Here is a 25,297-nt window from a genome sequence, read left to right as displayed (position 1 = left end):
ATCAGCCCTCGCCCAGGAGCTTGCCGTCCGAGGTCTCGAACTGCTGCTTGAAGGAGGCGATCGCGTCGGCGATCGACTGCAGCGTGTCGTCGGACATCTTGCCGCCCTCGGCGATGCTGGTCAGCAGGTCCTTGCGCTCGCGGCGCAGGAACTCGAGCAGCTCGGTCTCGAAGCGACGGATGTCCTCGACCGGGACGTCGTCCATCTTGCCCGTGGTACCGGCCCAGACGGAGACGACCTGCTCCTCCATCGGGAACGGCGCGTACTGGGGCTGCTTCAGCAGCTCGACCATGCGCTTACCGCGCTCCAGCGACGCCTTGGAGGCCGCGTCCAGGTCGGAACCGAAGGCGGCGAACGCCTCCAGCTCGCGGTACTGGGCGAGGTCCACGCGGAGCCGGCCGGACACCTGCTTCATGGCCTTGTGCTGCGCGGAGCCACCGACTCGGGAGACCGAGATACCGACGTTGAGCGCCGGACGCTGACCCGCGTTGAACAGGTCGGACTCCAGGAAGCACTGGCCGTCGGTGATGGAGATGACGTTGGTCGGGATGAACGCCGACACGTCGTTCGCCTTGGTCTCGACGATCGGGAGACCCGTCATCGAACCGGCGCCCATCTCGTCGGAGAGCTTGGCGCAGCGCTCCAGCAGACGCGAGTGCAGGTAGAAGACGTCGCCCGGGTAGGCCTCACGGCCCGGCGGACGGCGCAGCAGAAGCGACACGGCGCGGTAGGCGTCGGCCTGCTTCGAGAGGTCGTCGAAGATGATGAGGACGTGCTTGCCGTCGTACATCCAGTGCTGGCCGATGGCCGAACCGGTGTACGGCGCCAGGTACTTGAAGCCGGCCGGGTCGGACGCCGGGGCGGCGACGATGGTCGTGTACTCGAGCGCGCCGGCCTCTTCGAGGGCACCGCGCACGGAGGCGATGGTGGAGCCCTTCTGACCGATGGCGACGTAGATGCAGCGCACCTGCTTGTTCACGTCGCCCGAGCGCCAGTTGTCGCGCTGGTTGATGATCGTGTCGACGGCCAGAGCGGTCTTACCCGTCTGACGGTCGCCGATGATCAGCTGACGCTGGCCGCGGCCGATCGGCACCATGGCGTCGACGGCCTTGTAGCCGGTCTGCATCGGCTCGTGCACCGACTTGCGGACCATGACGCCAGGGGCCTGCAGCTCGAGGGCGCGACGGCCTTCGGTCGCGATCTCGCCGAGACCGTCGATCGGGTTGCCGAGCGGGTCGACGACGCGGCCGAGGTAGCCCTCGCCGACGCCGACGGAGAGCACCTCACCGGTGCGCTGCACCGGCTGGCCCTCCTCGATCCCGCTGAACTCGCCGAGGACGATCGCACCGATCTCGCGCTCCTCGAGGTTGAGGGCGAGACCGAGGGTGCCGTCCTCGAACTTCAGCAGCTCGTTCGCCATGGCGGAGGGCAGGCCCTCCACCTTCGCGATGCCGTCGCCGGCAACGCTGACCGTCCCGACCTCCTCGCGCGAGGCCGCGTCCGGCTGGTACGACTGGACAAAGTTATCCAGTGCGTCCCGGATCTCCTCCGGCCGGATCGTAAGCTCCGCCATCTGGGGTTCCCTGCTCTCCTTGTTGGGCCCGAAGTTTCTCAAAGGGGTCTGGGGGCGACCCCCAGGAATCTTCTGCAATTTCTGCACGGCCCAACCGGGCCGCAATTCTTGCTCGTTCAGTTGGTGCTGTGGCGCTGTGCGCTGTCAGCCGGCCATCCTGCGGGTGACCTCTTCGAGGCGCTCCGCGATCGTGCCGTTGATGACCTCGTCACCGACGCGCACCGAGATCCCGCCGAGGACCTCGGGGTCCACGTCCAGGTTCAGGTGCATCTGCCGACCGTAGATCTTCGCCAGAGCCGCGCCGAGGCGCTGCTTCTGCCGGTCGGACAGCGGCACCGCTGAGGTGACGACGGCGACCGTGCGATCCCGGCGCTCCGCGGCGAGCCTGGACAGGGAGTCGAGTCCCGATTCCAGGCTACGTCCTCGGGGCTGCGTCACGAGGCGCGTGATCACGCGCTCGGTGACCGGCTGGGCCTTGCCGGCGAGCAGGCTGCGGAGCAGCTCGCTCTTGGCGGAGACCGTGGCCGACTTGCTGGTCAGGGCGGACCGCAGTGCCACGTCGGAGGAGACGATCCGGCCGAACCGGAACAGCTCGTCCTCGACGTCGTCGAGGCCACCGGCGCGCTGGGCGGCGGTGAGGTCGGCGGTGTTCGCCAGCTCCTCGACCGCGTCGACCAGGTCACGCGACTGCGACCAGCGCGAACGGACCATGCCGGAGACCAGGTCCACGGCTTCGCCGCCCACCTGGCCGCGCAGCAGCCGTCCGGCCAGCTCGGCCTTGGCCTCGCCGCCCTGCGACGGGTCGGTGAGGACCCGGCGCAGCGATACCTCGCGGTGGAGCAGCGCGGTGACGGCTGCCAGCTCCTCGGCGAGCTTCGCCGCGTCGACCGACGTGGAGTCGGTCAGTGCGTCGAGGCGCTCGCGCGCGGCGGCCAGCGCCTCGCGGCTCGCTCCGTTCATCGGACGGCCTCGGCCTTCGCCTCGAGCTCGTCGAGGAACCGGTCGACGGTGCCGCTCTGCCGGGCGTGGTCCTCGAGGGACTCGCCGACGAGCTTGCCGGCCAGGGCGGTGGCGAGGGAGCCCACGTCCTGACGCAGCGCGGACGCCGCGGCCTTGCGGTCGGCCTCGATCTGGGCGTGGCCGGCGGCGATGATCTCCTCGCGCTGCCGCTGACCTTCCGCCCTCATCTCCTGGATGATGACGGCACCCTGCTCCTGCGCCTCCTGGCGCAGACGGGCGGCCTCGTGGCGGGCCTCGGCGAGCTGAGCCTTGTACTGCTCAAGAACGCTCTGGGCCTCGGTCTGGGCCGCATCGGCCTTCTCGATACCGCCTTCGATGGCCTCGCGGCGCTCTTCCAGAACCTTGTTGATGTTCGGGAGGAGCTTCTTGGCGAGGAAGCCGAAGACGATGGCGAAGGCGATCAGGCCGATGACGATCTCGGGGATCGCCGGAAGCAGCGGGTTCTGGATCTCTTCCTCGGCCGCCAGCTGTAGGGCGTTCACATCAATGCCTTTCGTCGCATCGGGCAGTCGGAATGCCGCGACTTAGTCGACCGGGTAGACGAAGGGCATGACGAGACCGATCAGGGCGAGCGCCTCACAGAGCACGAAGCCGAGGATCTGGTTCGAGCGGATCAGGCCGGCTGCCTCGGGCTGACGGGCCAGCGCCTGGGTGCCGTTACCGAAGATGATGCCGACGCCGACGCCGGGGCCGATCGCGGCGAGGCCGTAACCGATGGAACCGAGGTTGCCCGTGATGTTGACGGCGGCGAGGGTCTCAAGAGCGGACATGCCGTTTCTTCCTTCTCTTTCAGAACCGGTGGGGGTTGGCCACCGGACGACTATCGGGGGTGGAGCTGGCTGCTCAGTGGTGCTCGGCGAGAGCGCCCTGAATGTAGTTGCAGGCCAGAAGGACGAACACGTAGGCCTGCAGCGCCTGGATGAACAGCTCGAAGGCGGTCATCAGGATGGTCATCACGAACGACACACCGGCGTAGGCGATGCCGATGCCGTTCAGCAGGTACCAGCTGGCGATGGTGAAGATCAGCAGCAGCACGTGGCCGGCGAACATGTTGGCGAACAGTCGCACGGCGTGCGTGAAGGGCCGGATCAGCAGGTTCGACATGATCTCGATGAGCATGACGAAGGGAAGAGCCGGGCCGATCGACGGGTCGTAGCCGGAGATGTTCTTCCAGCCGCCGACGAAACCGTGCCGCTTGAAGGTCAGGCTGACCCAGAGGACGTACACGATCGCGGCCAGCGCCACCGGGAATCCGATGACCGAGACCACCGGGAACTGGGCGAAGGGAATGATCGCCCAGAGGTTCATGATCCAGATGAAGAAGAACAGCGAGACCATGAGGGGCACGTACTTCTTGCCCTCACGCTTGCCGAGCGTCTCGTACACCACACCGGTGCGGATGAAGTCGTAACCCGCCTCGGCGACCATCTGGAGCTTTCCGGGCACGACCTTCGGCTTGCTGAAAGCCGCCCAGAAGAAGCCGACGACGACAACGGTGCTCAGGACCGCCAGCAGCATCGGCTTGTTGAACTCGATGCCGCCGACGGTGAACATCGGCTCGAAAACAAAGGAGTGCAGGCCAGGAGCCGGGAAGCCGCATCCGTCGAAGATGTGGCAGTCGGTCTCGAAGGCGAGCACCGTCGTCGGGTCAGCACTCACCGCGGGCTCCTTCAGCGTGGCGCATAGGTACGGCAACCTCGTTGTGTCGGCGCGGCAGGCAGCCGCTGGTCGGCACTGGACTGGTGTTACGGATGGGGGGCGGCTCAGGCATTACGCCTCGCGATGAAGCAGGCGCCGTTTTTGATGCCCGCGCCCGCAGTGCCGCAGTTGGCACCGGACGATAGCAGGGTCTCGAACGACCGCTTATCCCGGCCCTACCCCTCACGTCGACGACCCCATGTTCTCGGGCTTCTTGCCCGCGGACGAGTCCGGCTCGACGTAGAGGATCTTGGCTTTCATGTGCACGCGGATCTGCGCCGCGACCCAGCTGAGAGTCGCGACCATCACCCCGGCGGCGAAAGCCCTGGGATTGAACAGCGTCGTGTCCTTGAACGCGGCGACGAAGACGAACAGCAGCAGCAGTTCGGTCGTGTACAGCAACAGCCCCATGGACTGGAACAGATGCGGCAGCGACTTCGCGGTGCGCTGCAGGACGCCGAGCCCGATTCCCATGAAGAGAATCACCACCAGCGTCCCGACCGTCGCACCGACCGCTCCCTTGCCGCCGGCGAGCGCAGCGCTGACGGCGACGGTGACGACACCGACGGCAGCAGTGGGCACGGCGGTGTGAAGGAGAGTCCGGACGTCGTTGGACGGCATGGCGGTTACTCCGCGTTGCAGGGGGTGGGCAAAGGTCGTCAGGGACGAGCGTAGGCCCGGTCCGAGTCGATGTTTCGGGCCAATGGACCGTGCTACTCAGGTCCTTCGGCTTCCTCACCGGGCTTCGTGAACGGTATCACAAACTATTTGATGAGGTCTTTACTCAGAACGTGTGCCAGCTGTCACACATGAGGGTTACTCCGCGCGTGTGTGCAGAACATCACGACGCAATGTCTGGTATGGGGACTTCTGTACGGCAGGATCAGCGCGGCGAGTCGGCACGGTCCCGATCCGTGAAGCGCGAACGGGGGCCGATGGCTGTCGCTCCGTTGACGCCCGAGACGCCCACGGCGACCGGGGTCCGTTCCGGTGCCGGGGAGGTCATCTGTGAACCGTCCAGGCCCTGTTGTCCCTGCGGGGCCTCCTCGTCGCCCTCCTCACGCCGCTGCCTGCGCCGGTAGCGCGGCGGCACGAAGGACTCCGCCCAGCGCGGTGCGCGCGGGGTGAACCGGGGCATGAGCAGCAGGACCAGGCCCACGGCACTGAGCCCCACGATCACCAGCACGATCCACAGCGACGCGGAGTGCACGGAGTACCCGACGGCGCCGAAGGCGATCAGCGCGGACCAGAAGTACATGATCAGCACCGACCTGCTGTGCGAGTGCCCGACCTCCAGCAGCCGGTGGTGCAGGTGACCGCGGTCGGCCGCGAACGGCGACTGCCCGTTCCACGTACGCCGCACGATGGCCAGCACCAGGTCGGCGGCCGGGATCGCGATGATCGTCAGGGGCAGCAGCAGCGGGATGAAGACCGGGAGCATCGCGTGGGTGGCCCCGCGCTCGCCGCCGACGAAGATGCCCAGACGGTCGGGGTCGACCTGCCCGGTGATCGAGATCGCGCCCGCGGCCAGCACCAGACCGATGAGCATCGACCCCGAGTCGCCCATGAAGATTCTCGCGGGGTGCATGTTGTGCGGCAGGAAGCCGAGGCACATGCCCATGAGGATCACGGCGAAGAGCGTCGCCGGCGCGGCCTCCTCGATCCCGTAGCCGTACCAGAGCCGGTAGGCGTAGATGAAGAACGCCGCCGACGCGATGCAGACCATGCCCGCGGCCAGGCCGTCCAGGCCGTCGACGAAGTTGACCGCGTTGATGGTGATCACGACCAGGGCGACGGTGAGCAGCGTGCCCTGCCACTGGGTGAGTGCGACCGTGCCGACACCGGGGATGGGCAGCCACAGGATCGTCAGACCCTGGATGACCATCACCGCGGCGGCGATCATCTGCCCGCCCAGCTTGATCAGCGCGTCGATCTCGAACTTGTCGTCCAGGACGCCGATCAGCCAGATGAGCGCGGCGCCGGACAGCAGCGCGCGCGGCTCGTTCGAGAGCTTGAAGACACTCGTCAGGTTGAACAGATGGGCGGCGACGACCAGCCCCGCGCACAGTCCGCCGAACATCGCGATGCCGCCGAGCCTCGGCGTCGGCTCGCGGTGCACGTCGCGCGCGCGGATGGCGGGCATCGCCCCGACCGCGATGGCGAACTTCCGCACCGGCCCGGTCAGCAGATAGGTCACTGCGGCCGTGGCACAGAGCGTCAGCAGGTAATCACGCACGGGCTGCCCCAGAAATCTAGCTGTTGACCGAGCCTCACACCGTCGACCGTACCGTGCGGGACGGCGAGGGCTCCTGCTGCGCCGGATCCGGTGGGAACCGGACGGCTTCCCCCGGCGGACCGAGGAGCGCGACGCCCGTGAGCCCACGACCCCGATACCGGCGAAGGGAAGCGTGGAGGGAGCATCCGCTCCGGCCACAGTGTAGATCGGACCCGCGAGCCGCCAGGACACGCCCGCCGCGACGGTGCGGCCACTCTTCACGACGAGGAAAGGACCTCCGCCGGTTCCGTGCTCCGCGGCCGACTAAGGACGCGCCCGGGGCGCGGTCTCCGGCGGGACCGGGTGACGCGCCGCGAGATCGCGGACCTGCGCGCGGATCGCGCCCGTGCCGCCCTCCTCGCGTACGGCGGCGCCGAACAGTCCGGCGATCTCGGCCATGTCGTCCTCGTCCATGCCCTGGGTGGTGACGGCCGCGGTGCCGAGCCGGATGCCGCGCGCGTCCCCGTACGGGAGCGCGCACGTGTCCAGGACCATGCCGGCCGCCATGAGCCGCTCGCGTGCGACGCGGCCGTCGACGCCGAGCGGGCCGGGGTCCGCGACGACGATGTGGGTGTCCGTGCCGCCGGTGGTGATCTCGAAGCCCTCGGCCTCCAGCGCCGAGGCGAGGACACGGGCGTGGGCGACGACACGGTGGGCGTAGACCGCGTAGGCCGGCGTCGCGGCCTCCCCGAACGCCACCGCCTTCGCCGCGATCGTGTTCATCTGGGCGCCGCCCTGGGTGAAGGGGAACACAGCGCGGTCGATGCGCTCCGACAGCTCGACGCCGCACAGGAGCATGCCGCCGCGCGGTCCGCGCAGCACCTTGTGCGTCGTCGCGCACACCACGTCCGCGTACGGGACCGGGCTGGGCGCCGCTCCCCCGGCGATCAGCCCCATGGGGTGGGCGGCATCCGCGATCAGATAGGCGCCCACCTCGTCGGCGATGTCCCGGAACTGCTCGTAGTCGGGATGGCGCGGGTACGAGATCGACCCGCAGACGATCGCCTTGGGGCGCCGTGCCCTGGCCAGGGCACGCACCTGGGCGTAGTCGATGAGCCCGCTGTCGGGGTCGACGCCGTATCCGGCGAATTCGAACCAGCGTCCGGAGAAGTTGCCCGGGGCGCCGTGGGTGAGATGCCCGCCGTACGGAAGGCCCATGGCCAGCACCGTGTCGCCGGGGCGCAGCAGCGCGGCGTAGGCGGCGAGGACGGCCGAGGAGCCGGAGTGCGGCTGGACGTTGGCGTGCTCGGCGCCGAACAGCGACATGGCGCGCCGGATCGCGGCGCGCTCGGCCGCGTCGGCCTGTTCGCACCCACCGTGGTGGCGGGCTCCGGGATAGCCCTCGGCGTACTTGTTGGCGAGCGGGGAGCCGAGGGCGGCGAGCACGGCGGGCGAGGTGAAGTTCTCGGCGGCGATCAGCTGGAGCGTGTTCGCCTGCCTGTCCGCCTCGGCCAGCAGAATGCCGCCGATCTCCGGATCCTGGCGGAGCAGGACGCCGGCATCCTGCGGCACGCCGGTGCCGTACGAGGAGGGTGGTGGGGCGGTGGCGCGTGCGGCTGGAGTGGTGACCGACATGTGACGGCTCCGGGCCTGAGGAGGGGGGTGCGTGGCGTCAGCTCCAATGTAGGCCCGCCCCCGGCCCTCTGCCCGCTGCCGTGCGGTCCTCTACGCCGGTCGGCGCACCCTCAGTGCGGAGCGCGTACGCCGGTCAGCGCCGTCATGACGGGGTCGAGCGCCTGGCTGATCTCGTCGCCGATGGAGCGGAAGAACGTGATCGGGGCGCCGTACGGGTCGTAGACCTCGTCCGCCTCCGCGGTCGGCGCCAGCAGCCAGCCGCGCAGGGCCGCCGCGGCGCGCACCAGCGCGCGGGCGCGCTCGACGACGCCCTCCTCGCGGGCGTCCGGCAGGGTGGCGGGGTCTATGGCCCGCACCAGCCGGGTGAACTCCTTGAGGGTGAAGGTGCGCAGGCCCGCCGAGTGGCCCATCGAGATCACCTGGGCGCGGTGGTCACGGGTGGCGGTGAGCACCAGGTCCGCGCGGATCACGTGCTCGTCGAGGAGCTCACGGCCGACGAAGCCGGTGGCGTCCGCGCCGAAGTCGGCGAGGACGACCTCGGCGTTGGCCTCCATGGGCGCGCCCTCGTGTCCCCAGGTGCCCGCGCTCTCGACGATGAGGCCGCCGCTCAGCGGATCGCCGAGGCGGTCCACGAGGGCATGGCGGGTCAGCCGCTCGGTGATGGGCGAGCGGCAGACGTTGCCGGTGCTGACGTGGAGGATGCGGAAAGTGTCCTGCTGCCCCGCTATGCCACGCCCCTGCGGGGCGGTCAATTGGCCACCTCGAGGTCGGGTACCACCTTGCGGAGTTCCTCGACGGTGAGCGCTCCCGCTCGCAGCAGCACCGGGACCTTGCCGGTGACGTCGATGATCGAGGACGGGACGATGCCGGGGGTCGGTCCGCCGTCCAGGTAGACCGAGACGCTGTCGCCGAGCATCTCCTGGGCGGAGTCGCACGTCTCCGGCGAGGGGTGTCCGGTGAGGTTCGCGCTGGAGACGGCCATCGGGCCGACCTCCGTGAGGAGCTCGATGGCGACCGGGTGCAGCGGCATCCGGACGGCGACGGTGCCACGGGTGTCGCCGAGGTCCCACTGGAGCGAGGGCTGGTGCCTGGCGACGAGCGTGAGGGCGCCGGGCCAGAACGCGTCGACGAGCTCCCAGGCCTGCTCGGAGAAGTCGGTGACCAGGCCGTGCAGGGTGTTCGGGGAGCCGATCAGGACGGGAGTCGGCATGTTGCGGCCACGGCCCTTGGCGTCGAGCAGGTCGGCGACGGCCTCCGAGCTGAAGGCGTCCGCGCCGATCCCGTACACGGTGTCCGTGGGCAGCACGACCAGTTCGCCCCGGCGGACGGCGGACGCGGCCTCACGCAGACCGGTCGTGCGGTCGGTCGCGTCGTTGCAGTCGTATCGCCGTGCCATCAGCCGGCCTCCTCGGACATGTACGGGTGTGAAGGGTGGGATCGTTGCGCTGCCGGTGTGCCGGTGGTCACGGCATGGCCTTGCGGGCCGTCGCGAACCGGGGCCGGTTGTTCAGGTCGGGGTGGTCGGCGGCGTCCGCCCAGCCACGCTCCTCGGTGAAGATCCACGGGACCTGGCCGCCCTGGGTGTCGGCGTGCTCGATGACGACGAGCCCGCCAGGGCGGAGCAGGCGGTGGGCGGTGCGCTCTATGCCCCGGATGGTGTCGAGACCGTCCTCGCCGGAGAACAGCGCCATCTGCGGGTCGTGGTCGCGGGCCTCGGGCGCCACGTACTCCCACTCGGTGAGCGGGATGTAGGGCGGGTTGGAGATGACCAGGTCGACCTGGCCGTCGAGCTCGGGGAGGGCGCTCAGCGCGTCGCCGCGGTGCACCGTGACCCTGGACCCCTCGGCGTTCTTCCGGGTCCACCTCAGGGCGTCCTCGGACAGCTCCACGGCGTGCACGCGGGAGCGCGGCACCTCCTGGGCCATGGCCAGCGCGATCGCGCCGGAACCGGTGCAGAGGTCGACGATGAGCGGTTCGACGACGTCCATCGCGCGGACCGCGTCTATGGCCCAGCCGACGACCGACTCGGTCTCGGGGCGGGGCACGAAGACGCCGGGGCCCACCTGGAGCTCCAGGTAGCGGAAGAAGGCGCGGCCGGTGATGTGCTGGAGCGGCTCGCGGGCCTCGCGGCGGGCGATCGTCTCCCAGTAGCGGGCGTCGAAGTCGGCGTCCGGCACGTTGTGCAGCTCGCCCCGCTTGACCCCGTGCACGAACGCGGCGAGTTCCTCGGCGTCGAATCGCGGTGAGGGGACACCGGCGTCGGCCAGCCGCTGGGTGGCCTGGGCCACCTCGGCGAGCAGCAGGTTCATCGCGGTTCTCCGTACGGGTTCACGAGCGGGGCGGGGCGGTCGAACTCATGCGGCGGCGAGCTTCGCCGCGGAGTCGGCGTCGACGCAGGCCTGGATGACGGCGTCGAGGTCGCCGTCGAGCACCTGGTCCAAGTTGTACGCCTTGAAGCCGACGCGGTGGTCCGAGATCCGGTTTTCCGGGAAGTTGTACGTCCGGATCTTCTCGGAGCGGTCCACCGTGCGCACCTGGCTGCGGCGTACGTCGGAGGCCTCCTGCTCGGCGGCTTCCTGGGCCGCGGCCAGCAGCCGGGAGCGCAGGATACGCATGGCCTGCTCCTTGTTCTGGAGCTGGCTCTTCTCATTCTGGCAGGAGGCGACGACGCCGGTCGGCAGATGCGTGATACGGACGGCGGAGTCCGTGGTGTTGACGGACTGGCCACCGGGACCTGACGAGCGGTACACGTCGATGCGGAGGTCGTTGGCGTGGATCTCGACGTCGACCTCCTCGGCCTCGGGCGTGACGAGCACACCGGCGGCGGAGGTGTGGATGCGGCCCTGGGACTCGGTGGAGGGCACGCGCTGCACCCGGTGCACGCCGCCCTCGTACTTCATCCGCGCCCAGACGCCCTGGCCGGGCTCGGTCGCGCCGTTGCCGCCCTTGGTCTTCACGGCGACCTGCACGTCCTTGTAGCCGCCGAGCTCGGACTCCGTGGAGTCGATGATCTCGGTCTTCCAGCCGACGCGCTCGGCGTAGCGCAGATACATGCGCAGGAGGTCGCCGGCGAAGAGGGCGGACTCGTCGCCGCCCGCGCCCGCCTTGATCTCCAGCAGCACGTCCTTGTCGTCGCTGGGGTCGCGCGGGACCAGGAGGAGCCGGAGCTTCTCGGTGATCTCCTCGCGCTGCTTCTCCAGGACCTTGACCTCGGCGGCGAAGTCCGGATCGTCGGCGGCGAATTCGCGGGCCGTCCCGATGTCGTCGCCGGTCTGCTTCCAGGACCGGTACGTGGAGACGATCGGGGTCAGCTCCGCGTAGCGCTTGTTGAGCTTGCGCGCGTTGGCCTGGTCGGCGTGGACCGACGGGTCGGCGAGCTGCTTCTCGAGATCGGCGTGCTCGCCGATCAGTTCCTCGACCGCCTCGAACATCTTCGGGCTCCTGGTTTCTGCGTCATACGTCTGCGGGCCTGCTGGACGGCTTACCGGCGGTTCCGCGCCCTGGAGGGCGCACCCTGCCGCGCAGCCGGAAAAAACGCCGGCCCCGGCGCCCCCGCTAGAGGGCGCCGGGAACCGGCGCAGTGGCTCGCTACTTGCTGGCGGAGCCGGCAGCCTTGCCGAAGCGGGCCTCGAAGCGGGCCACGCGGCCGCCGGTGTCGAGGATCTTCTGCTTGCCCGTGTAGAACGGGTGGCACTCGGAGCAGACGTCGGCGCGGATGGCGCCGCCCTGCAGGGTGCTCCGGGTGGTGAACGACGCACCGCAGGTGCAGCTGACCTGCGTCTCGACGTACTCGGGGTGAATGTCGCGCTTCAAGGTGTCTCCTAGTTTCGGGAGGGCTCCGGGTCGTTCGCGCGGATTGCGCGTCCGTGAACCGGGGCCGACGTACCAGTCTGCCAGGACCGGCCGTATCTCCCAAAACGAGGACCCGGCCGCGGGTATTCCCGCGCGTCCGGGGGACGTTCCGCGACCGTGCGGTCGCGGAACGTGCCGTCACCGTACGACTTTCCCCGCCTCGCCCTTGTCGCCGGCCGACTGCGCGGTGGCGGACGCCGGGACGGGCTTGTCCTGCTTGAGCGCCGCCCACACCTGGCGGTCGGCCTTCTCCTGGGGCAGCACCCGGTTGGGATCCTGGGGGTCGTACTCGACGGGCAGCGTGATCATGTCGACGTTCTGGGAACCGAGCCCCTTGAGCCCGTTCGCGAAGCCGGTGAGTTTCTTGACGGAGGCCAGCTCGGAGTCGGTGGTGACGGCCTTGGTGGCGGTGTCGGCGAGTTGGAACAACGTCTTCGGGTTCGAGAACACCCCGACGCTCTTCGCCTGGTCCATCAGCGCCTTCACGAAGGCCTGCTGGAGCTGGATGCGGCCCAGATCGCTGCCGTCGCCGACGCTGTGGCGCGTGCGGACGAGGCCGAGCGACTGCTCCCCGCTCAGGGTGTGCGTGCCGGGCTTCAGCGCGAGGTGGCTGTCGGGGTCGTCGATCGCCTGCGAGGTGGTGATCTCGACGCCGCCGAGCCCGTCGACGAGCTTCTTGAAGCCGGTGAAGTCGACCTCGACGTAGTGGTCCATGCGGATGCCGGACATGGCCTCGACGGTCTTCACCGCGCAGGCGGGCCCGCCGACCTGGTAGGCCGAGTTGAACATCGTCTGGTGCTCGGCGCCGACCTGTTCGCCGGTCGTGTCGCTCGTGCAGGCGGGACGGTCGACGAGGGTGTCCCTCGGGACCGAGACCACGCTGGCGGAGGTGTGGCCCTCGTTGACGTGGACGATCATCGCGGTGTCGGCACGCGCGGTGCCCTCGTCGGCGCCGTACTCGCCGTTGGCGCCGGAACGGGAGTCCGATCCGAGGACCAGGATGTCCTGGGACCCGTTGTCCACGTCGTCAGGGCGGTCGGTCCCCAGGGCGGCGTCGATGTCGACGCCCTTCAGGTTCCCGTTGAGCGTGAAGTAGGCGTAGCCGAGTCCGGAACCGCCGACGACCACCAGGGCGGCGGCGCCCCACAGGGCGGTGTTCCTGACCCGCCGGCCTCGCGAGGGCCTCTTCCGGCGGCTGCCGGTGCCGCGTATTCGGCCGGTGCTCCTGCTCTGGTCGCTCATGCGGATCCCTCTTTCCGTTCCTCGCTGCTACCCCCTGCCGTGGTGCACGGGCGTGGTCCGGTGTCACACGGTGCGACGACCGGAGCAGCGAGAAGCGTTGCACAACGAGCTGAGGCCCCCGCCGGACGGCGGGGGCCTCACCCGTGGCAGGTGAGCGGACCGGGAACCCGGCGCTCACCTGGTGTTTCAGCCGACCGTGTAGTAGCTGTTCCAGCCGGTTCCGAGCTTCACCTGTGTGGCAAAGATCTCGGAGGTGCCGACGCCCGTGCCCTTGAGGAGGTACAGGGCGCCCGCGGGGGTGCGTGCCACGAGGTCCGACTTGGCGTCGCCGTTGACGTCGCCGGGCGTGACCAGCAGGTCGTAGGCGGACCAGTTGCTGCGGACCTTGACCGGGGTCTCGAACGGGGCGGTGGACTTGCCGGTGCCCTTGGCGATGTAGAGGTCGTTGGTGCCGCCGCGGCGCAGGAGCAGGTCGTTCTTGCCGTCGTAGGTGAAGTCACCGTGACCGCGGACCTGGTTGTACACCTGGTAGCCGGTCGTCGCCTTGACCGCCGTGTTGAACTTCCCGTTGCCGTAGCTCGGGTACACCATGAGGTCGCCGGTCGAGGTGACCGCCAGGATGTCGCCCTTGCCGTCGTTGTTCACGTCACCGGGGGCGACGATCGCGCGGACGGTCTTCCAGTTGCTGAAGATCTTGGTCTTCGCGTACGTCGAGCTGGTCGCCGACCTGTGCAGCCAGTAGACGTCACCCGTGGAGCTCTGGCGGGCGACGAGGTCCTCGTAACCGTCACGGTTGAGGTCCGTCTGGATGATCAGGTTGTACGCGCTGTACGAGCCCGCGAAGGCCTTGCGCGCGGCGAGCGCCTCGCCGGTGGAGTTCATCGTGTAGGCCGTCGCCCCGGTGGTGCGGGCGAACAGGTCGGCACGGTGGTCCCGGCTGAAGCTGGTGTCGTCGATCCGCGGCTGGATCGAGCGGTAGTACGTCGCGACCTTGGTGTAGGCGTCGTACGTGCCCTGGATGTTGCAGGCCTCGAAGTCGCTGGCCGGACCCCAGGAAGTGATGCCGATGACCCGGCCGCTGACGAACATCGGGCTGCCCGAGTCGCCGGGGCAGGTCGCTTGGCCCGTGGTGTCGCTCCCGGTACCTCCGACGCCCGCGCAGATCATGTGGCCGGGCTTGTAGGCGCCCGGTACGTTCACCGCGGTGTCCAGGTTCTCCGAGCACTCGGCGTCCGAGCGCAGCGGCTGCTCCAGGCGCAGGAGGGTGTCCGACAGCGGGGCGGTGTCCCAGTCGGAACCCGTCATGCCCCAGCCGTACGTCGTGGCCACGGTGCCCGGGGTGTACCGGGCGGTGTCGCCGTACGAGGCCGGCTGGGCCGGGGTGTAGGACAGCGGCTTGGAGAGCGTCAGCAGCGCGATGTCGTTGTCGATCGCGTCCGCGTCGTACGTACCCGCGAAGTAGGAGCGGGTGATCTCGACTGCGGTTCCCTCGTCATCGGGACCGCCCGCGAGCTTGGCGGTTCCGGCGAGCACCATTCCGTGCCCGGCCATGTCGAGCGCCTTGCCGTTCTCGTCGGTGACGCAGTGCGCCGCCGTCATCACCTTGTTGGGCGCGACGAGCGTGCCGCCGCAGGTGAAGTAGAAATATCCGTCGTTGTCCCACTCGAACAGGAGCTGCACCATCCAGGGAGCGCTGCTGAACGAGGTGTTGGTGCCGCCGATTATCTTCGACGACATGTTCTTCGGGCTGACCACCTTGGCGCCCTTCGGCGGCAGGAACTGCTCGCCGCCGTCATCGGCCTGGGCGGTGGCCGTCAGGCCGCCCCCCAGAAGTGCCAGCGTGGCGAACCCGGCAGCGAGGTATCTGCTGAGCCTTCCTACCGGTATGCCACGACGCGACATGCGCACACAAGTCTCCCGTTGTCCAAAGTAATTCGGTGTGTGGTGCCGTATGTGGGGGGAGAGTGACGGCGAGTTGAATGGTACATGCAGAAATCCGCCCCGTCACCGAAGTAACAGGGCGGATTTCAGCGAAAGTTGACCGATATAGCGTCAGAAGTGAATTCAGTCGTTCCCATTGCCGTTGCCCGGCGTGGTCTTCTGGATCTGAAGCAGGAACTCCGCATTCGACTGCGTCTTCTTCATCCGGTCCAGCAGCAACTCGATCGCCTGCTGCTGGTCGAGGGCGTGCAGCACCCGGCGCAGCTTCCAGACGACGGCCAATTCGTCGGTGCCCAGCAGGATTTCTTCCTTACGGGTGCTGGACGCGTCGACGTCCACCGCCGGGAAGATGCGCTTGTCCGAGAGCTTCCGGTCGAGCTTGAGCTCCATGTTGCCGGTGCCCTTGAACTCCTCGAAGATCACCTCGTCCATGCGCGAGCCGGTCTCGACGAGCGCGGTGGCCAGGATGGTCAGCGAGCCGCCGTCCTCGATGTTGCGCGCCGCGCCGAAGAAGCGCTTCGGCGGGTACAGCGCGGTCGAGTCGACACCACCGGACAGGATGCGGCCGGAGGCCGGTGCCGCCAGGTTGTAGGCGCGGCCCAGGCGGGTGATCGAGTCCAGCAGGACCACGACGTCGTGGCCCAGCTCCACGAGGCGCTTCGCACGCTCGATGGCGAGCTCGGCGACCGTGGTGTGGTCCTCGGCGGGACGGTCGAAGGTCGAGGAGATGACCTCGCCCTTCACCGACCGCTGCATGTCGGTGACCTCTTCCGGACGCTCGTCGACCAGGACGACCATCAGGTGGCACTCGGGGCTGTTGACCGTGATCGCGTTGGCGATGGCCTGGAGGATCATGGTCTTACCGGTCTTCGGCGGGGCCACGATCAGGCCTCGCTGGCCCTTGCCGATCGGCGCGACCAGGTCGATGATCCGGGTGGTCAGGACGTTGGAGTCGGTCTCCAGACGGAGCCTGTCCTGCGGGTACAGCGGGGTCAGCTTCTGGAACTCGGGGCGTCCCCGGCCGCTCTCCGGCGCCATGCCGTTGACGGAGTCGAGGCGGACCAGCGCGTTGAACTTCTCGCGGCGCTCGCCGTCCTTGGGCTGGCGCACGGCGCCGGTGACGTGGTCACCCTTGCGCAGGCCGTTCTTGCGGACCTGGGCGAGCGAGACGTACACGTCGTTCGGGCCCGGCAGGTAGCCGGAGGTCCGGATGAACGCGTAGTTGTCGAGGATGTCGAGGATGCCCGCGACGGGGATCAGGACGTCGTCGTCGGCCACCTGCACGTCGGTCGCGAAGTCGTCACGTCCACGACGGCCACGGCGGTCGCGGTAGCGGCCGCGGCGTCCGCGCCGGCCGCCCTCGTCGTCGTAACCGTCGTCCTGCGGGCCGCCGCCCTGCTGGCCCTGGCCCTGGCTCTGGCCGCCGCCCTGCTGGCCCTGACGGCGTCCGCCGCCCTGCTGGCCCTGGTCGTCGCCCTTGCCGCGGCGGTCGCGCTGGCGGTCCCGGCGGTCACCGCGGTCCTGGCGGTCGCCACGACGGCCGTCCTGGCGGTCACCACGGCGGCCTTCGGCGGTGTCCGTGGCGGACTCGGCCTTGGCGTCGGTCTTCGCCTCACCGCGCTCCTCGGCGCGGTCCTGGCGGCCTTCGCCCTTGTCCTGGCGGGCCTCGGCCTTGTTCTCGGCCTGCGGCTCCGCCTTGGACTCGGTCTTGGTCTCGGGGCTGCCCGCCTGCGCGGTGGCGCGGCGGCGACGGCGCTCGCCCGTGGGCTGGTCGTCGCTGGCCGGCTGACCGGGGATGTCGATCTGCTGCTGGGCGGCGGCCTTCTCGGCCGGTGCGGCGGCAGCGGTCTCGTCACCGGTGCGCGACTTCGAGGTGGCGCGGCGCTTCGGCTTGCTCGCGGTGTCCGTACCGGCGGACGCGGCGGCCTTGGGGGCGGGCGTGGAGGAGCCTCCGGCCTGCGCCTCCTTGATGACCTCGATCAGCTGGCTCTTGCGCATCCGCGCAGTCCCCCTGATGCCGAGGCCGGACGCGACCTGCTGCAGCTCGGCCAGGACCATGCCCTCGAGGCCGGTGCCGGAGCGGCGGCGCCGTGCGGTGGTGCCAGTGGCAGCACCTTCGGCGGGCACGGAGCTGTCGACGCTCTTGTCGGCAGTCACGCCCATCAGATCGGTGGTGTCGCTCACGAAGGGTCCTTCCCTGGAGCGGACGTCGGCCTTCTGGCTCGGCGACCGGTTGTGCTGTCCGACTGCGGTCTGTTGATCGTGTCGATCGCGGACCGTGCCGGGGCGGTGGTCCGCCGGGTACGGCGGAGAGACGAATGTGCGGGGTTCCGGCGCGAGATCCCCCTGCTCGGCCCACTCCTGGACGAGCAAGAGGGTGTCGTGCCGGTTCCGGAGCGTGCTCGAAAGCTCAGGCAGGCTGCTCAGGCAGTCGGGGAGGCTCCCGGAAGAGTGGTGGTCCCGGAAGGGGACACGAAGCAACGCGCCACGAAGACGTCGATTGCTGACTTGAGGTTAACACTACCGGCTCCAACAAACATTCCCCCTCTCATGCACCGGCAATCACATGCGATCACGCGGCGAGCGGCAGCACGCTCGCGCCCGAGGCGTCGAGGGAGAGCCGGTTCGCGGCCCAGCCCTCACCCGCCAGCCGGGCGACCTTGTCGGCGGAGCCCTCCTCCGTCAGCGCGAGCACGGTGGGCCCCGCGCCGGAGATGACGGCGGGGACGCCGTCGGCGCGCAGCCGGTTCACCAGCTCCACGCTCTGCGGCATCGCGGGACCCCGGTACTCCTGGTGGAGCCGGTCCTCGGTGGCGGCGAGCAGCAGCTCGGGACGCCTGGTCAGGGCCTCGACGAGCAGTGCCGCGCGACCGGCGTTGGCCGCCGCGTCCACATGGGGGACGGTGCGCGGCAGCAGGCCGCGGGCGGTCTCGGTGAGCACCGGCGTCGCCGGGACGAAGACCACCGGGACGACGGAGTCCGCGGGGTCCATCCTGATCGCCCTGGCGGCTCCGCCGTCCATCCAGGCGAGGGTGAATCCGCCGAGGAGGCAGGCGGCGACGTTGTCGGGGTGTCCCTCGATCTCGGTCGCCAGCTCCAGCAGCGCGGCGTCGTCGAGACGGGCCTCGCCGCCCGTCGTCACGGCGCGGGCGGCGACGATGCCGGCGCAGATGGCCGCGGAGGAGGACCCGAGGCCACGGCCGTGCGGGATGCGGTTGGCGCAGACGATCTCCAGGCCGCGGGGCTGTCCGCCGAGCAGGTCGAAGGCCGTGCGCAGCGAGCGTACGAGCAGGTGGTTCTCGTCGCGGGGAAGCGTCTCGGCGCCCTCACCCGCGATGTCGATGTGCAGCCCGGAATCGGCGACCCGGACGACCACGTCGTCGTAGAGGCCCAGCGAGAGCCCGAGGGCGTCGAAGCCCGGGCCCAGGTTGGCGCTGGTTGCGGGGACGCGCACCCGGACGGCGGCGGCTCGGAACGCGGGACCGGCCATCGGTTGGACGACTCTTCCTGTACGGCGGCGGGGATGTGGTGCAGGTACTTCGGCGTGCGTGGGGTGCCGTTGTGCGAGGGGTGGGGACCCGGCAGTCACGACGGCTGCTGCACCGCGGCGGATGCGGCGGGGCGGGTTGAGTACAGCTTATCGAAGGAAGGTTCTGTGGCGACATAGGGCGCACAGGAGGCGCACGATGCGTGTCGCACGCCTCCCATGCGCTCTCCGCCTCCGGGGCGGATGAGCTGCCGCTACGACCGGCCGGGCGAGGCCGGTCCTCAGGCCGCGCCGGCGGTCAGGCGAGGCCCAGCTTCTCGGCCGCGGCGACCGCGTCGACCGGGACCGTGACCGGCTGCGGAGCGCCCGCGACGGCCCAGTCGGGGTCCTTGAGTCCGTTGCCGGTGACGGTGCAGACGATCTTCTGGCCGGGGTCGACCTTGCCCTCTTCGGCGGCCTTGAGCAGACCGGCCACGGACGCGGCCGACGCGGGCTCGACGAAGACACCCTCCTGCGACGCCAACAGGCGGTATGCGGACAGGATCTGACGGTCGGTCACCTCGTCGATGAAGCCGCCGGACTCGTCCCGCGCGTCCAGTGCGTACTGCCAGGACGCCGGGTTGCCGATGCGGATCGCGGTGGCGATGGTCGCCGGGTCCTTGACGATCTCGCCGCGCACGATGGGCGCGGAACCCGAGGCCTGGAAGCCCCACATACGGGGGCTGTGCGTGGAGAGCGCGTCCGCGGCGTACTCCTTGTAGCCCTTCCAGTACGCGGTGATGTTGCCCGCGTTGCCCACCGGGAGGACATGGATGTCGGGGGCGTCGCCGAGCGCGTCCACGATCTCGAACGCGGCGGTCTTCTGGCCCTCGATACGGACCGGGTTCACCGAATTGACCAGCGCCACCGGGTAGTTGTCCGAGAGGCTGCGGGCCAGGGTCAGGCAGTCGTCGAAGTTGCCGTCGACCTGGAGGATCTTCGCGCCGTGGACGAGCGCCTGCCCCATCTTGCCGAGGGCGATCTTGCCGCGCGGCACGAGCACGGCGCAGACCATGCCCGCACGCACGGCGTAGGCGGCCGCGGAGGCGGAGGTGTTGCCCGTGGAGGCGCAGATGACGGCCTGCGCGCCCTCCTCCTTGGCGCGGGTGATCGCCATGGTCATGCCGCGGTCCTTGAACGAACCCGTCGGGTTGGCGCCCTCGACCTTGAGGTGCACCTCGCAGCCCGTGCGCTCGGAGAGGACCTGCGCCGGAACGAGCGGCGTGCCGCCTTCACGCAGGGTGACGACCGGCGTCGTGCTCGTGACCGGAAGCCGGTCCCGGTACTCCTCGATGATGCCGCGCCACTGGTGGGTGCCCTTGGTGGTCATGGGTCCTTACTCCCCTTCAACACGCATGATGCTGGCGACACCGCGCACGGTGTCCAGCTTGCGCAGCGCCTCGACGGTCCCGGAGAGGGCGGCGTCGGGCGCGCGGTGGGTGACGACGACGAGAGATGCCTCGCCGCCGGTTTCCTGACTGTCCGGCCGGCTCTGCTGTCGGACCGTATCGATCGATACGCCCTGTTCGGCGAAGACCGTCGCGACCTGAGCGAGTACGCCAGGCTTGTCGGCCACGTCGAGACTGATGTGGTAGCGCGTGACGACGTCGCCCATGGGGCTGACGGGCAGGCGCGTGTACGCGGACTCGCCGGGGCCGGTCGTCGCGCCGATGATGTTGCGGCACACGGCGACCAGGTCGCCCAGGACGGCGGAGGCGGTCGGGGCGCCGCCGGCGCCGGGACCGTAGAACATGAGCTGCCCGGCCGCCTCTGCCTCGACGAAGACGGCGTTGTACGCCTCGCGGACGGAGGCCAGCGGGTGGCTGAGCGGGATCATCGCGGGGTGCACCCTCGCGGTGACGGACCTGCCGTCCGCGGCGCGCTCACAGATGGCGAGCAGCTTGACGGTGCAGCCCATGCGGCGGGCGGAGGCGATGTCGGCGGCGGTGACCTCGGTGATGCCCTCGCGGTGCACCTCGCCGATCTTCACCCGGGTGTGGAAGGCGATGCCGGCCAGGATCGCGGCCTTCGCGGCGGCGTCGAAGCCCTCGACGTCGGCCGTCGGGTCGGCCTCCGCGTAACCGAGCGCGGTGGCCTCGTCGAGCGCCTCGGAGTAGCCGGCGCCGCTGGTGTCCATCTTGTCGAGGATGAAGTTGGTCGTGCCGTTGACGATGCCGAGCACCCGGTTGACCTTGTCACCCGCGAGGGACTCGCGCAGCGGGCGTACGAGCGGGATGGCACCGGCCACGGCCGCCTCGTAGTAGAGGTCGCGGCCGTGCTTCTCCGCGGCGGCGTGGAGCGCGGAGCCGTCCTCCGCGAGCAGCGCCTTGTTGGCCGAGACGACGCCCGCGCCGTGCTCGAAGGCGGTGGTGATGAGGGTGCGGGCGGGCTCGATCCCTCCGATGACCTCGACGACGACGTCGATGTCGCCCCGTTTGACCAGGGCGGTCGCGTCGGTGGTGATCAGGGCGGGATCGATGCCCTCCCGCACCTTCGAGGGCCGGCGGACGGCGACACCGGCGAGCTCGACCGGCGCGCCGATGCGCGCGGCGAGGTCGTCGGCGTGCGTCGTCATGATGCGCGCCACCTCTGAGCCGACCACTCCACAGCCCAGCAGCGCCACCTTCAGCGGACGCGTACGCATCATCCGACCTCGTTTCTCATACTTCTGATGTGTGGACCAGTCTCACTCACCGGACGGGGGTTTCTGCCACCCGTCCGGATTTTGAGATGTGAATTTCATCAGCCGACATCGAGACGCAGGAGATCTTCCTCCGTCTCGCGCCGGACGATGACCCGCGCCTCTCCGTCGCGCACGGCGACGACCGGCGGGCGCAGGGCGTGGTTGTAGTTGCTCGCCATGGAGCGGCAGTACGCCCCGGTGGCAGGCACCGCGATCAGGTCACCGGGTGCCAGGTCGGACGGCAGGAACGCGTCCTTGACCACGATGTCACCACTCTCGCAGTGCTTGCCGACGACGCGTACGAGCATGGGCAGGGCGTCCGAGCTGCGCGAGACGAGGGCGACGCTGTACTCGGCGTCGTAGAGGGCGGTGCGGATGTTGTCCGACATGCCGCCGTCGACGCTCACGTACGTCCGCAGGCCCTCCAGGGGCTTGATGGTGCCGACCTCGTACAGCGTGAAGGCGGTCGGCCCGACGATCGCGCGCCCGGGCTCCACGGAGATGCGCGGGGTGGCCAGGCCGGCCGACTCGCACTCGCGGGTCACGATGTCGCCCAGCGCCTTGGCGATCTCGTGCGGCTCGCGGGGGTCGTCCTCCGAGGTGTACGCGATACCGAGGCCACCGCCGAGGTCGATCTCGGGGAGCTCGACGCCGTGCTCGTCGCGGATCTCGGCGAGCAGCTGCACGACGCGCCGCGCGGAGACCTCGAAGCCGGCCATGTCGAAGATCTGCGAGCCGATGTGCGAGTGGATGCCGATGAGCTCCAGCCCGTCCAGGGTGAGCGCCCTGCGGACCGCTTCCGCCGCCTGTCCGTCGGCGAGCGCGATGCCGAACTTCTGGTCCTCGTGCGCGGTGGCGATGAACTCGTGGGTGTGAGCCTCGACGCCGACCGTCACCCGGATCTGGACGCGCTGGCGCGTGCCGAGCCGCTGGGCGATGTGGGAGACGCGGGCGATCTCCTGGAACGAATCGAGAACGATCCGTCCGACGCCGGCCTCCACGGCCCGCTCGATCTCGTCGACGGTCTTGTTGTTGCCGTGGAAGGCGATCCGCTCGGCGGGCATGCCCGCCGCCAGCGCGGTGGCGAGCTCACCGCCGGAGCAGACGTCCAGGTTCAGCCCCTCCTCCTTGAGCCAGCGCACCACGGCGCGCGACAGGAAGGCCTTGCCCGCGTAGAAGACATCGGCGTCCGGGCCGAAGGCGTCGGCCCAGGCGCGGCAGCGCGACCGGAAGTCGGCCTCGTCGAGGAAGTACGCCGGGGTGCCGAACTCCTCTGCCAGCCGGGCGACTTCGATCCCGCCGACGGTGAGCGCGCCGTCCGCGTCACGGGTGACCGTGCGGGACCAGACCTTCGCGTCCAGCTCGTTCAGGTCGGTGGCCGGGGCGGAGTAGTGGCCCTCGGGGAGGACATCGGCGTGACGGGGCCCGGCGGGGTGTGCGGATCGGCTCATCGTTCTGCTCTGCTCTCTCAGGTCTCAGAGGTGTTCGGGCGCGCTGATGCCGAGCAGGGACAGGCCGCCTGCGAGCACCGTCCCGGCGGCTTCGGCAAGAGCCAGCCGTGAGCGGTGGGCGGCCGAGGGTTTCTCGTCGCCGACGGGGAGGGGCGGGGTCGCTCCCTGGAAGTCCAGGAAGGCGTCGGCCAGGGTCTCGAGATGCCGGGCGAGCCGGTCGGGCGCCTGGTGGCGGGCGGCGGCGGCGAGGACACCGGGGTGGTCGGCGAGGGCGGCGTGCAAGGCGGGGGCGAGGACACCGGGGTGGTCGGCGAGGGCGGCGTGCAAGGCGGGGGCGTCGGGCGCGGGGGCGTCGGCTGCGCGGGAGCCGGACGCGGGGGCGTCGGGCGCGGGGGCTTGCGGGCCGTCGGCGCGCTCGGGCGCGTCGTTCTCGGCCCCGTGCGCGCCGGTGAGACCGAGGCGCGCGCCCTCGCGGATGAGCGCGCGGGCGCGGGCGTGGGCGTAGCGGACGTGGAAGAGCCCGTTGCCCTCCCCCTGTACGAGGAGTTCGTCGCCGAGGGCCGCGCGGTCGTGCCCCGCGGCGCGCAGCAGGCCCCAGCGGGTGGCGTCGACGCCGAGCCGTTCCAGCAGTTCACCGGCCGTGGCTCCGGCGGGAAGGGGCCGGACCTCCGTGAGCGGCGTGGGGGGATGTCCGTGCGCGTCGACGGTGACACCGAGGCGCGCCCAGTCGAGGTCGGGCGCCTCCTCGCAGGTGACGCGCACCAGGGCGCCCTGCGCGCGCAACAGCTTCGCCACGGCGCCCGCCAGGACCGCGGCCCGGACCTCGCGCCGGTGGTGGAGCTGGTGGACCTGCCCGGCGCATTCGGCGCCCCACCCGTACCGGATGCCCTGCGCGAGCACCTCGCGCACGCGGGCGGCGCCGTCGGCGGAGGTGTCGATCGTGAAGTTCAGAAAGCCGGGCCCGGTGATCTCGACCCGCCCGATCCCGGGCGCCCCGGCGACCCGCTCCCGGAGGATCTCGGCCACCCCTCGCGCCGGAATGCCCGCGGGCCCCGCGAGCTGCAGCGCCACCGCGCAGGCGTAGTCCCCGCTCCCGCCGGGCCGCGTCCGCTCCACCCGCACGCACGCGGGCACGGGCGCGCGCAGGGCGTCCTCGTCGACCGCGCGGCGCACAGCGTGCAGCACGGTCCTGGAGAGATCTGCGGGGGTCACAGGACAAGCGTATGGGAGGACGGGGGGCACTTCGCCAACCGGTTTCGCCATACGGGCAGCGGCCCCGCAGCCGGTGCGCGCGGCCGCCCCGTCAGCCGGCGGCGCTCCCGGCCCTTCCCGCCCCGCGCCTGCCGTCCAGCGGCACGCGGTCCTCCCGCTGCGCGAGCCGGTGCACCATGCGCACCAGTTCGCTCGGCTCGAACGGCTTGGCGAGGAAGGCGTCGACCCCCGCGTACTCCCCGGACTCCACCTCGTACGGAGTGCAGGCGCTCACGACGGCGAGGGGCAGGTGCACGGTCCTGGGATCGGCGCGCAGCCTGGCGGCGGTCTGGATTCCGTCGAGCCGGGGCATCACGACGTCCAGAGTGATCACGTCGGGACGCACCTCGTGCACGAGGTCCAGGCACTCGACGCCGTCAGCCGCGGTCACGACCTCGAAGCCCTCCAGCTCGAGATTGACCCTGATCAGCTGCCGGATGACCTTGTTGTCGTCCACAACAAGCACGCGGCCGTACGCCCCTGACACCCTTCGAGAGTAGGTCGACCGGAGGAGCTGCGTCCGGGTTTTGCCCACTTCCGCCCCCGCAGGAGTGGCCGGTACCCCTCCCCCAGCCGCCTCACGTGGGCGCCCGCGACGCGGAAATACCTGTTCCCGGACACCCCCTCGGAGCTGGTAGGGTTTCACTCGTCGCCGCCGAGCGCAGCGACAACGCCCCCGTAGCTCAGGGGATAGAGCATCGGCCTCCGGAGCCGGGTGCGCAGGTTCGAATCCTGCCGGGGGCACTTCGCAGGAAGTGCCGAAAAGACCCTCTCGCCAGTGGGAACACTGAGCAGGGGGTCTTTTTCATGTACCGGAGAACCGAAGGCGTCTCCGCCATGGCGGGGGCCACCTCGGGCGCATGTACTCCTCTGCCCCGCAGCCCTGGGAGCGGGCTCGCTCAGAGGCGCTCGGTGCCCGCGACTCCAGCGCGGCGGTGGAGTTTGCGCACGAACTGCGCGAACCGTTCGCGCACCTACGGGCGCTCGACCGCATGACGGGCAAGATCAGCCGCGTCGAGAACGGCCGCGCCTCCGTTCGCACATCTGATCTCATCGACCTGAGATACGCCTACGACGCAGCTCGCTCCTACCGTCAAGCAGGCCGCTCCCGACCGCAGTTCAGGAGGGCCGATGAGGACGCAGCCTTCGACCACCTCGGCCTGCCCGAACCGGAGACGTTCGTCACGGGCCGGAAGACCGACCTGGGCGC

General features: G+C 70.1%; 22 protein-coding genes and 1 tRNA gene. 1 reads left to right on the top strand and 22 read right to left on the bottom strand.

What is annotated here, in order from left to right; genetic code table 11:
• Position 1: 1 nt before the first annotated feature.
• From atpA to ACFYQ6_RS12720, 22 genes are all read right to left on the bottom strand, one after another.
• Positions 2-1,573, bottom strand: coding sequence for a F0F1 ATP synthase subunit alpha (atpA, locus tag ACFYQ6_RS12825; RefSeq protein ID WP_145803146.1), 1,572 nt, complete (start codon positions 1,571-1,573; stop codon positions 2-4).
• Positions 1,574-1,717: 144 nt separating this feature from the next.
• Positions 1,718-2,533, bottom strand: a complete 816-nt coding sequence (locus tag ACFYQ6_RS12820) for a F0F1 ATP synthase subunit delta (RefSeq protein WP_361573732.1) — start codon at positions 2,531-2,533, stop codon at positions 1,718-1,720.
• The gene (locus ACFYQ6_RS12815; protein WP_073745251.1) at positions 2,530-3,075 is read right to left on the bottom strand and encodes a F0F1 ATP synthase subunit B; all 546 of its coding nucleotides are present in this window, start codon (positions 3,073-3,075) and stop codon (positions 2,530-2,532) included. The genes ACFYQ6_RS12820 and ACFYQ6_RS12815 overlap by 4 nt, the downstream gene beginning before the upstream one ends.
• Before the next feature lie 42 nt (positions 3,076-3,117).
• Positions 3,118-3,363: an ATP synthase F0 subunit C gene (gene atpE / locus ACFYQ6_RS12810; protein ID WP_014048348.1), complete on the bottom strand. Its 246-nt coding sequence runs from the start codon at positions 3,361-3,363 to the stop codon at positions 3,118-3,120.
• 73 nt (positions 3,364-3,436) lie between these two features.
• A complete protein-coding gene (atpB, locus tag ACFYQ6_RS12805) occupies positions 3,437-4,252 on the bottom strand; it encodes a F0F1 ATP synthase subunit A (protein ID WP_361573730.1) in 816 nt (271 codons plus the stop codon).
• A gap of 222 nt (positions 4,253-4,474) precedes the next feature.
• Positions 4,475-4,912, bottom strand: coding sequence for a hypothetical protein (locus ACFYQ6_RS12800; protein ID WP_356738310.1), 438 nt, complete (start codon positions 4,910-4,912; stop codon positions 4,475-4,477).
• A 262-nt stretch (positions 4,913-5,174) separates the two neighbouring features.
• Positions 5,175-6,539, bottom strand: a complete 1,365-nt coding sequence (locus ACFYQ6_RS12795; RefSeq protein WP_361574122.1) for an MraY family glycosyltransferase — start codon at positions 6,537-6,539, stop codon at positions 5,175-5,177.
• A 291-nt stretch (positions 6,540-6,830) separates the two neighbouring features.
• Positions 6,831-8,141: a serine hydroxymethyltransferase gene (glyA, locus tag ACFYQ6_RS12790; protein WP_361573727.1), complete on the bottom strand. Its 1,311-nt coding sequence runs from the start codon at positions 8,139-8,141 to the stop codon at positions 6,831-6,833.
• A 110-nt stretch (positions 8,142-8,251) separates the two neighbouring features.
• A complete protein-coding gene (locus ACFYQ6_RS12785; protein WP_361573725.1) occupies positions 8,252-8,893 on the bottom strand; it encodes a protein-tyrosine-phosphatase in 642 nt (213 codons plus the stop codon).
• Entirely contained in the window at positions 8,890-9,537 is a 648-nt protein-coding gene (locus ACFYQ6_RS12780; RefSeq protein WP_361573723.1) for an L-threonylcarbamoyladenylate synthase, read from the bottom strand. The genes ACFYQ6_RS12785 and ACFYQ6_RS12780 overlap by 4 nt, the downstream gene beginning before the upstream one ends.
• A gap of 67 nt (positions 9,538-9,604) precedes the next feature.
• Positions 9,605-10,450, bottom strand: a complete 846-nt coding sequence (prmC, locus tag ACFYQ6_RS12775; RefSeq protein ID WP_356738302.1) for a peptide chain release factor N(5)-glutamine methyltransferase — start codon at positions 10,448-10,450, stop codon at positions 9,605-9,607.
• A 45-nt stretch (positions 10,451-10,495) separates the two neighbouring features.
• Positions 10,496-11,572 carry a peptide chain release factor 1 gene (gene prfA / locus ACFYQ6_RS12770; protein WP_361573721.1) on the bottom strand — a complete coding sequence of 359 codons (1,077 nt, stop codon included), beginning with the start codon at positions 11,570-11,572 and terminating at the stop codon, positions 10,496-10,498.
• 157 nt (positions 11,573-11,729) lie between these two features.
• Positions 11,730-11,954: a 50S ribosomal protein L31 gene (rpmE, locus tag ACFYQ6_RS12765; RefSeq protein WP_145803162.1), complete on the bottom strand. Its 225-nt coding sequence runs from the start codon at positions 11,952-11,954 to the stop codon at positions 11,730-11,732.
• Positions 11,955-12,131: 177 nt separating this feature from the next.
• Positions 12,132-13,235, bottom strand: a complete 1,104-nt coding sequence (locus ACFYQ6_RS12760; RefSeq protein WP_361573718.1) for an LCP family protein — start codon at positions 13,233-13,235, stop codon at positions 12,132-12,134.
• Positions 13,236-13,421: 186 nt separating this feature from the next.
• Positions 13,422-15,137: a trypsin-like serine protease gene (locus ACFYQ6_RS12755; protein ID WP_361573716.1), complete on the bottom strand. Its 1,716-nt coding sequence runs from the start codon at positions 15,135-15,137 to the stop codon at positions 13,422-13,424.
• 162 nt (positions 15,138-15,299) lie between these two features.
• On the bottom strand, positions 15,300-17,360 hold the full coding sequence (gene rho / locus ACFYQ6_RS12750; RefSeq protein WP_361573714.1) for a transcription termination factor Rho: 2,061 nt from the start codon (positions 17,358-17,360) through the stop codon (positions 15,300-15,302).
• Positions 17,361-17,748: 388 nt separating this feature from the next.
• Entirely contained in the window at positions 17,749-18,666 is a 918-nt protein-coding gene (thrB, locus tag ACFYQ6_RS12745) for a homoserine kinase (protein ID WP_361573712.1), read from the bottom strand.
• A 295-nt stretch (positions 18,667-18,961) separates the two neighbouring features.
• The gene (gene thrC, locus ACFYQ6_RS12740; RefSeq protein WP_361573710.1) at positions 18,962-20,032 is read right to left on the bottom strand and encodes a threonine synthase; all 1,071 of its coding nucleotides are present in this window, start codon (positions 20,030-20,032) and stop codon (positions 18,962-18,964) included.
• 6 nt (positions 20,033-20,038) lie between these two features.
• On the bottom strand, positions 20,039-21,349 hold the full coding sequence (locus ACFYQ6_RS12735; protein WP_356738288.1) for a homoserine dehydrogenase: 1,311 nt from the start codon (positions 21,347-21,349) through the stop codon (positions 20,039-20,041).
• 95 nt (positions 21,350-21,444) lie between these two features.
• On the bottom strand, positions 21,445-22,836 hold the full coding sequence (gene lysA, locus ACFYQ6_RS12730) for a diaminopimelate decarboxylase (protein ID WP_388762843.1): 1,392 nt from the start codon (positions 22,834-22,836) through the stop codon (positions 21,445-21,447).
• 24 nt (positions 22,837-22,860) lie between these two features.
• Positions 22,861-24,048, bottom strand: a complete 1,188-nt coding sequence (gene nrtL / locus ACFYQ6_RS12725; RefSeq protein ID WP_388762841.1) for an ArgS-related anticodon-binding protein NrtL — start codon at positions 24,046-24,048, stop codon at positions 22,861-22,863.
• Between the two features lie 91 nt (positions 24,049-24,139).
• On the bottom strand, positions 24,140-24,622 hold the full coding sequence (locus tag ACFYQ6_RS12720; RefSeq protein ID WP_361573703.1) for a response regulator: 483 nt from the start codon (positions 24,620-24,622) through the stop codon (positions 24,140-24,142).
• 137 nt (positions 24,623-24,759) lie between these two features.
• On the opposite strand from ACFYQ6_RS12720, the gene ACFYQ6_RS12715 reads away from it, so the two are divergent.
• A tRNA-Arg gene (locus tag ACFYQ6_RS12715) sits at positions 24,760-24,831 on the top strand.
• The last annotated feature ends 466 nt before the right edge of the window (positions 24,832-25,297 follow it).

Origin of the sequence: Streptomyces sp. NPDC005494 (assembly GCF_042872025.1) — a bacterium.
In the GTDB taxonomy this organism is placed as follows: domain Bacteria; phylum Actinomycetota; class Actinomycetes; order Streptomycetales; family Streptomycetaceae; genus Streptomyces.
The sequence above is the reverse complement of the archived record's forward strand: the minus strand, read 5'-3'. Positions and strand labels throughout refer to the sequence as shown.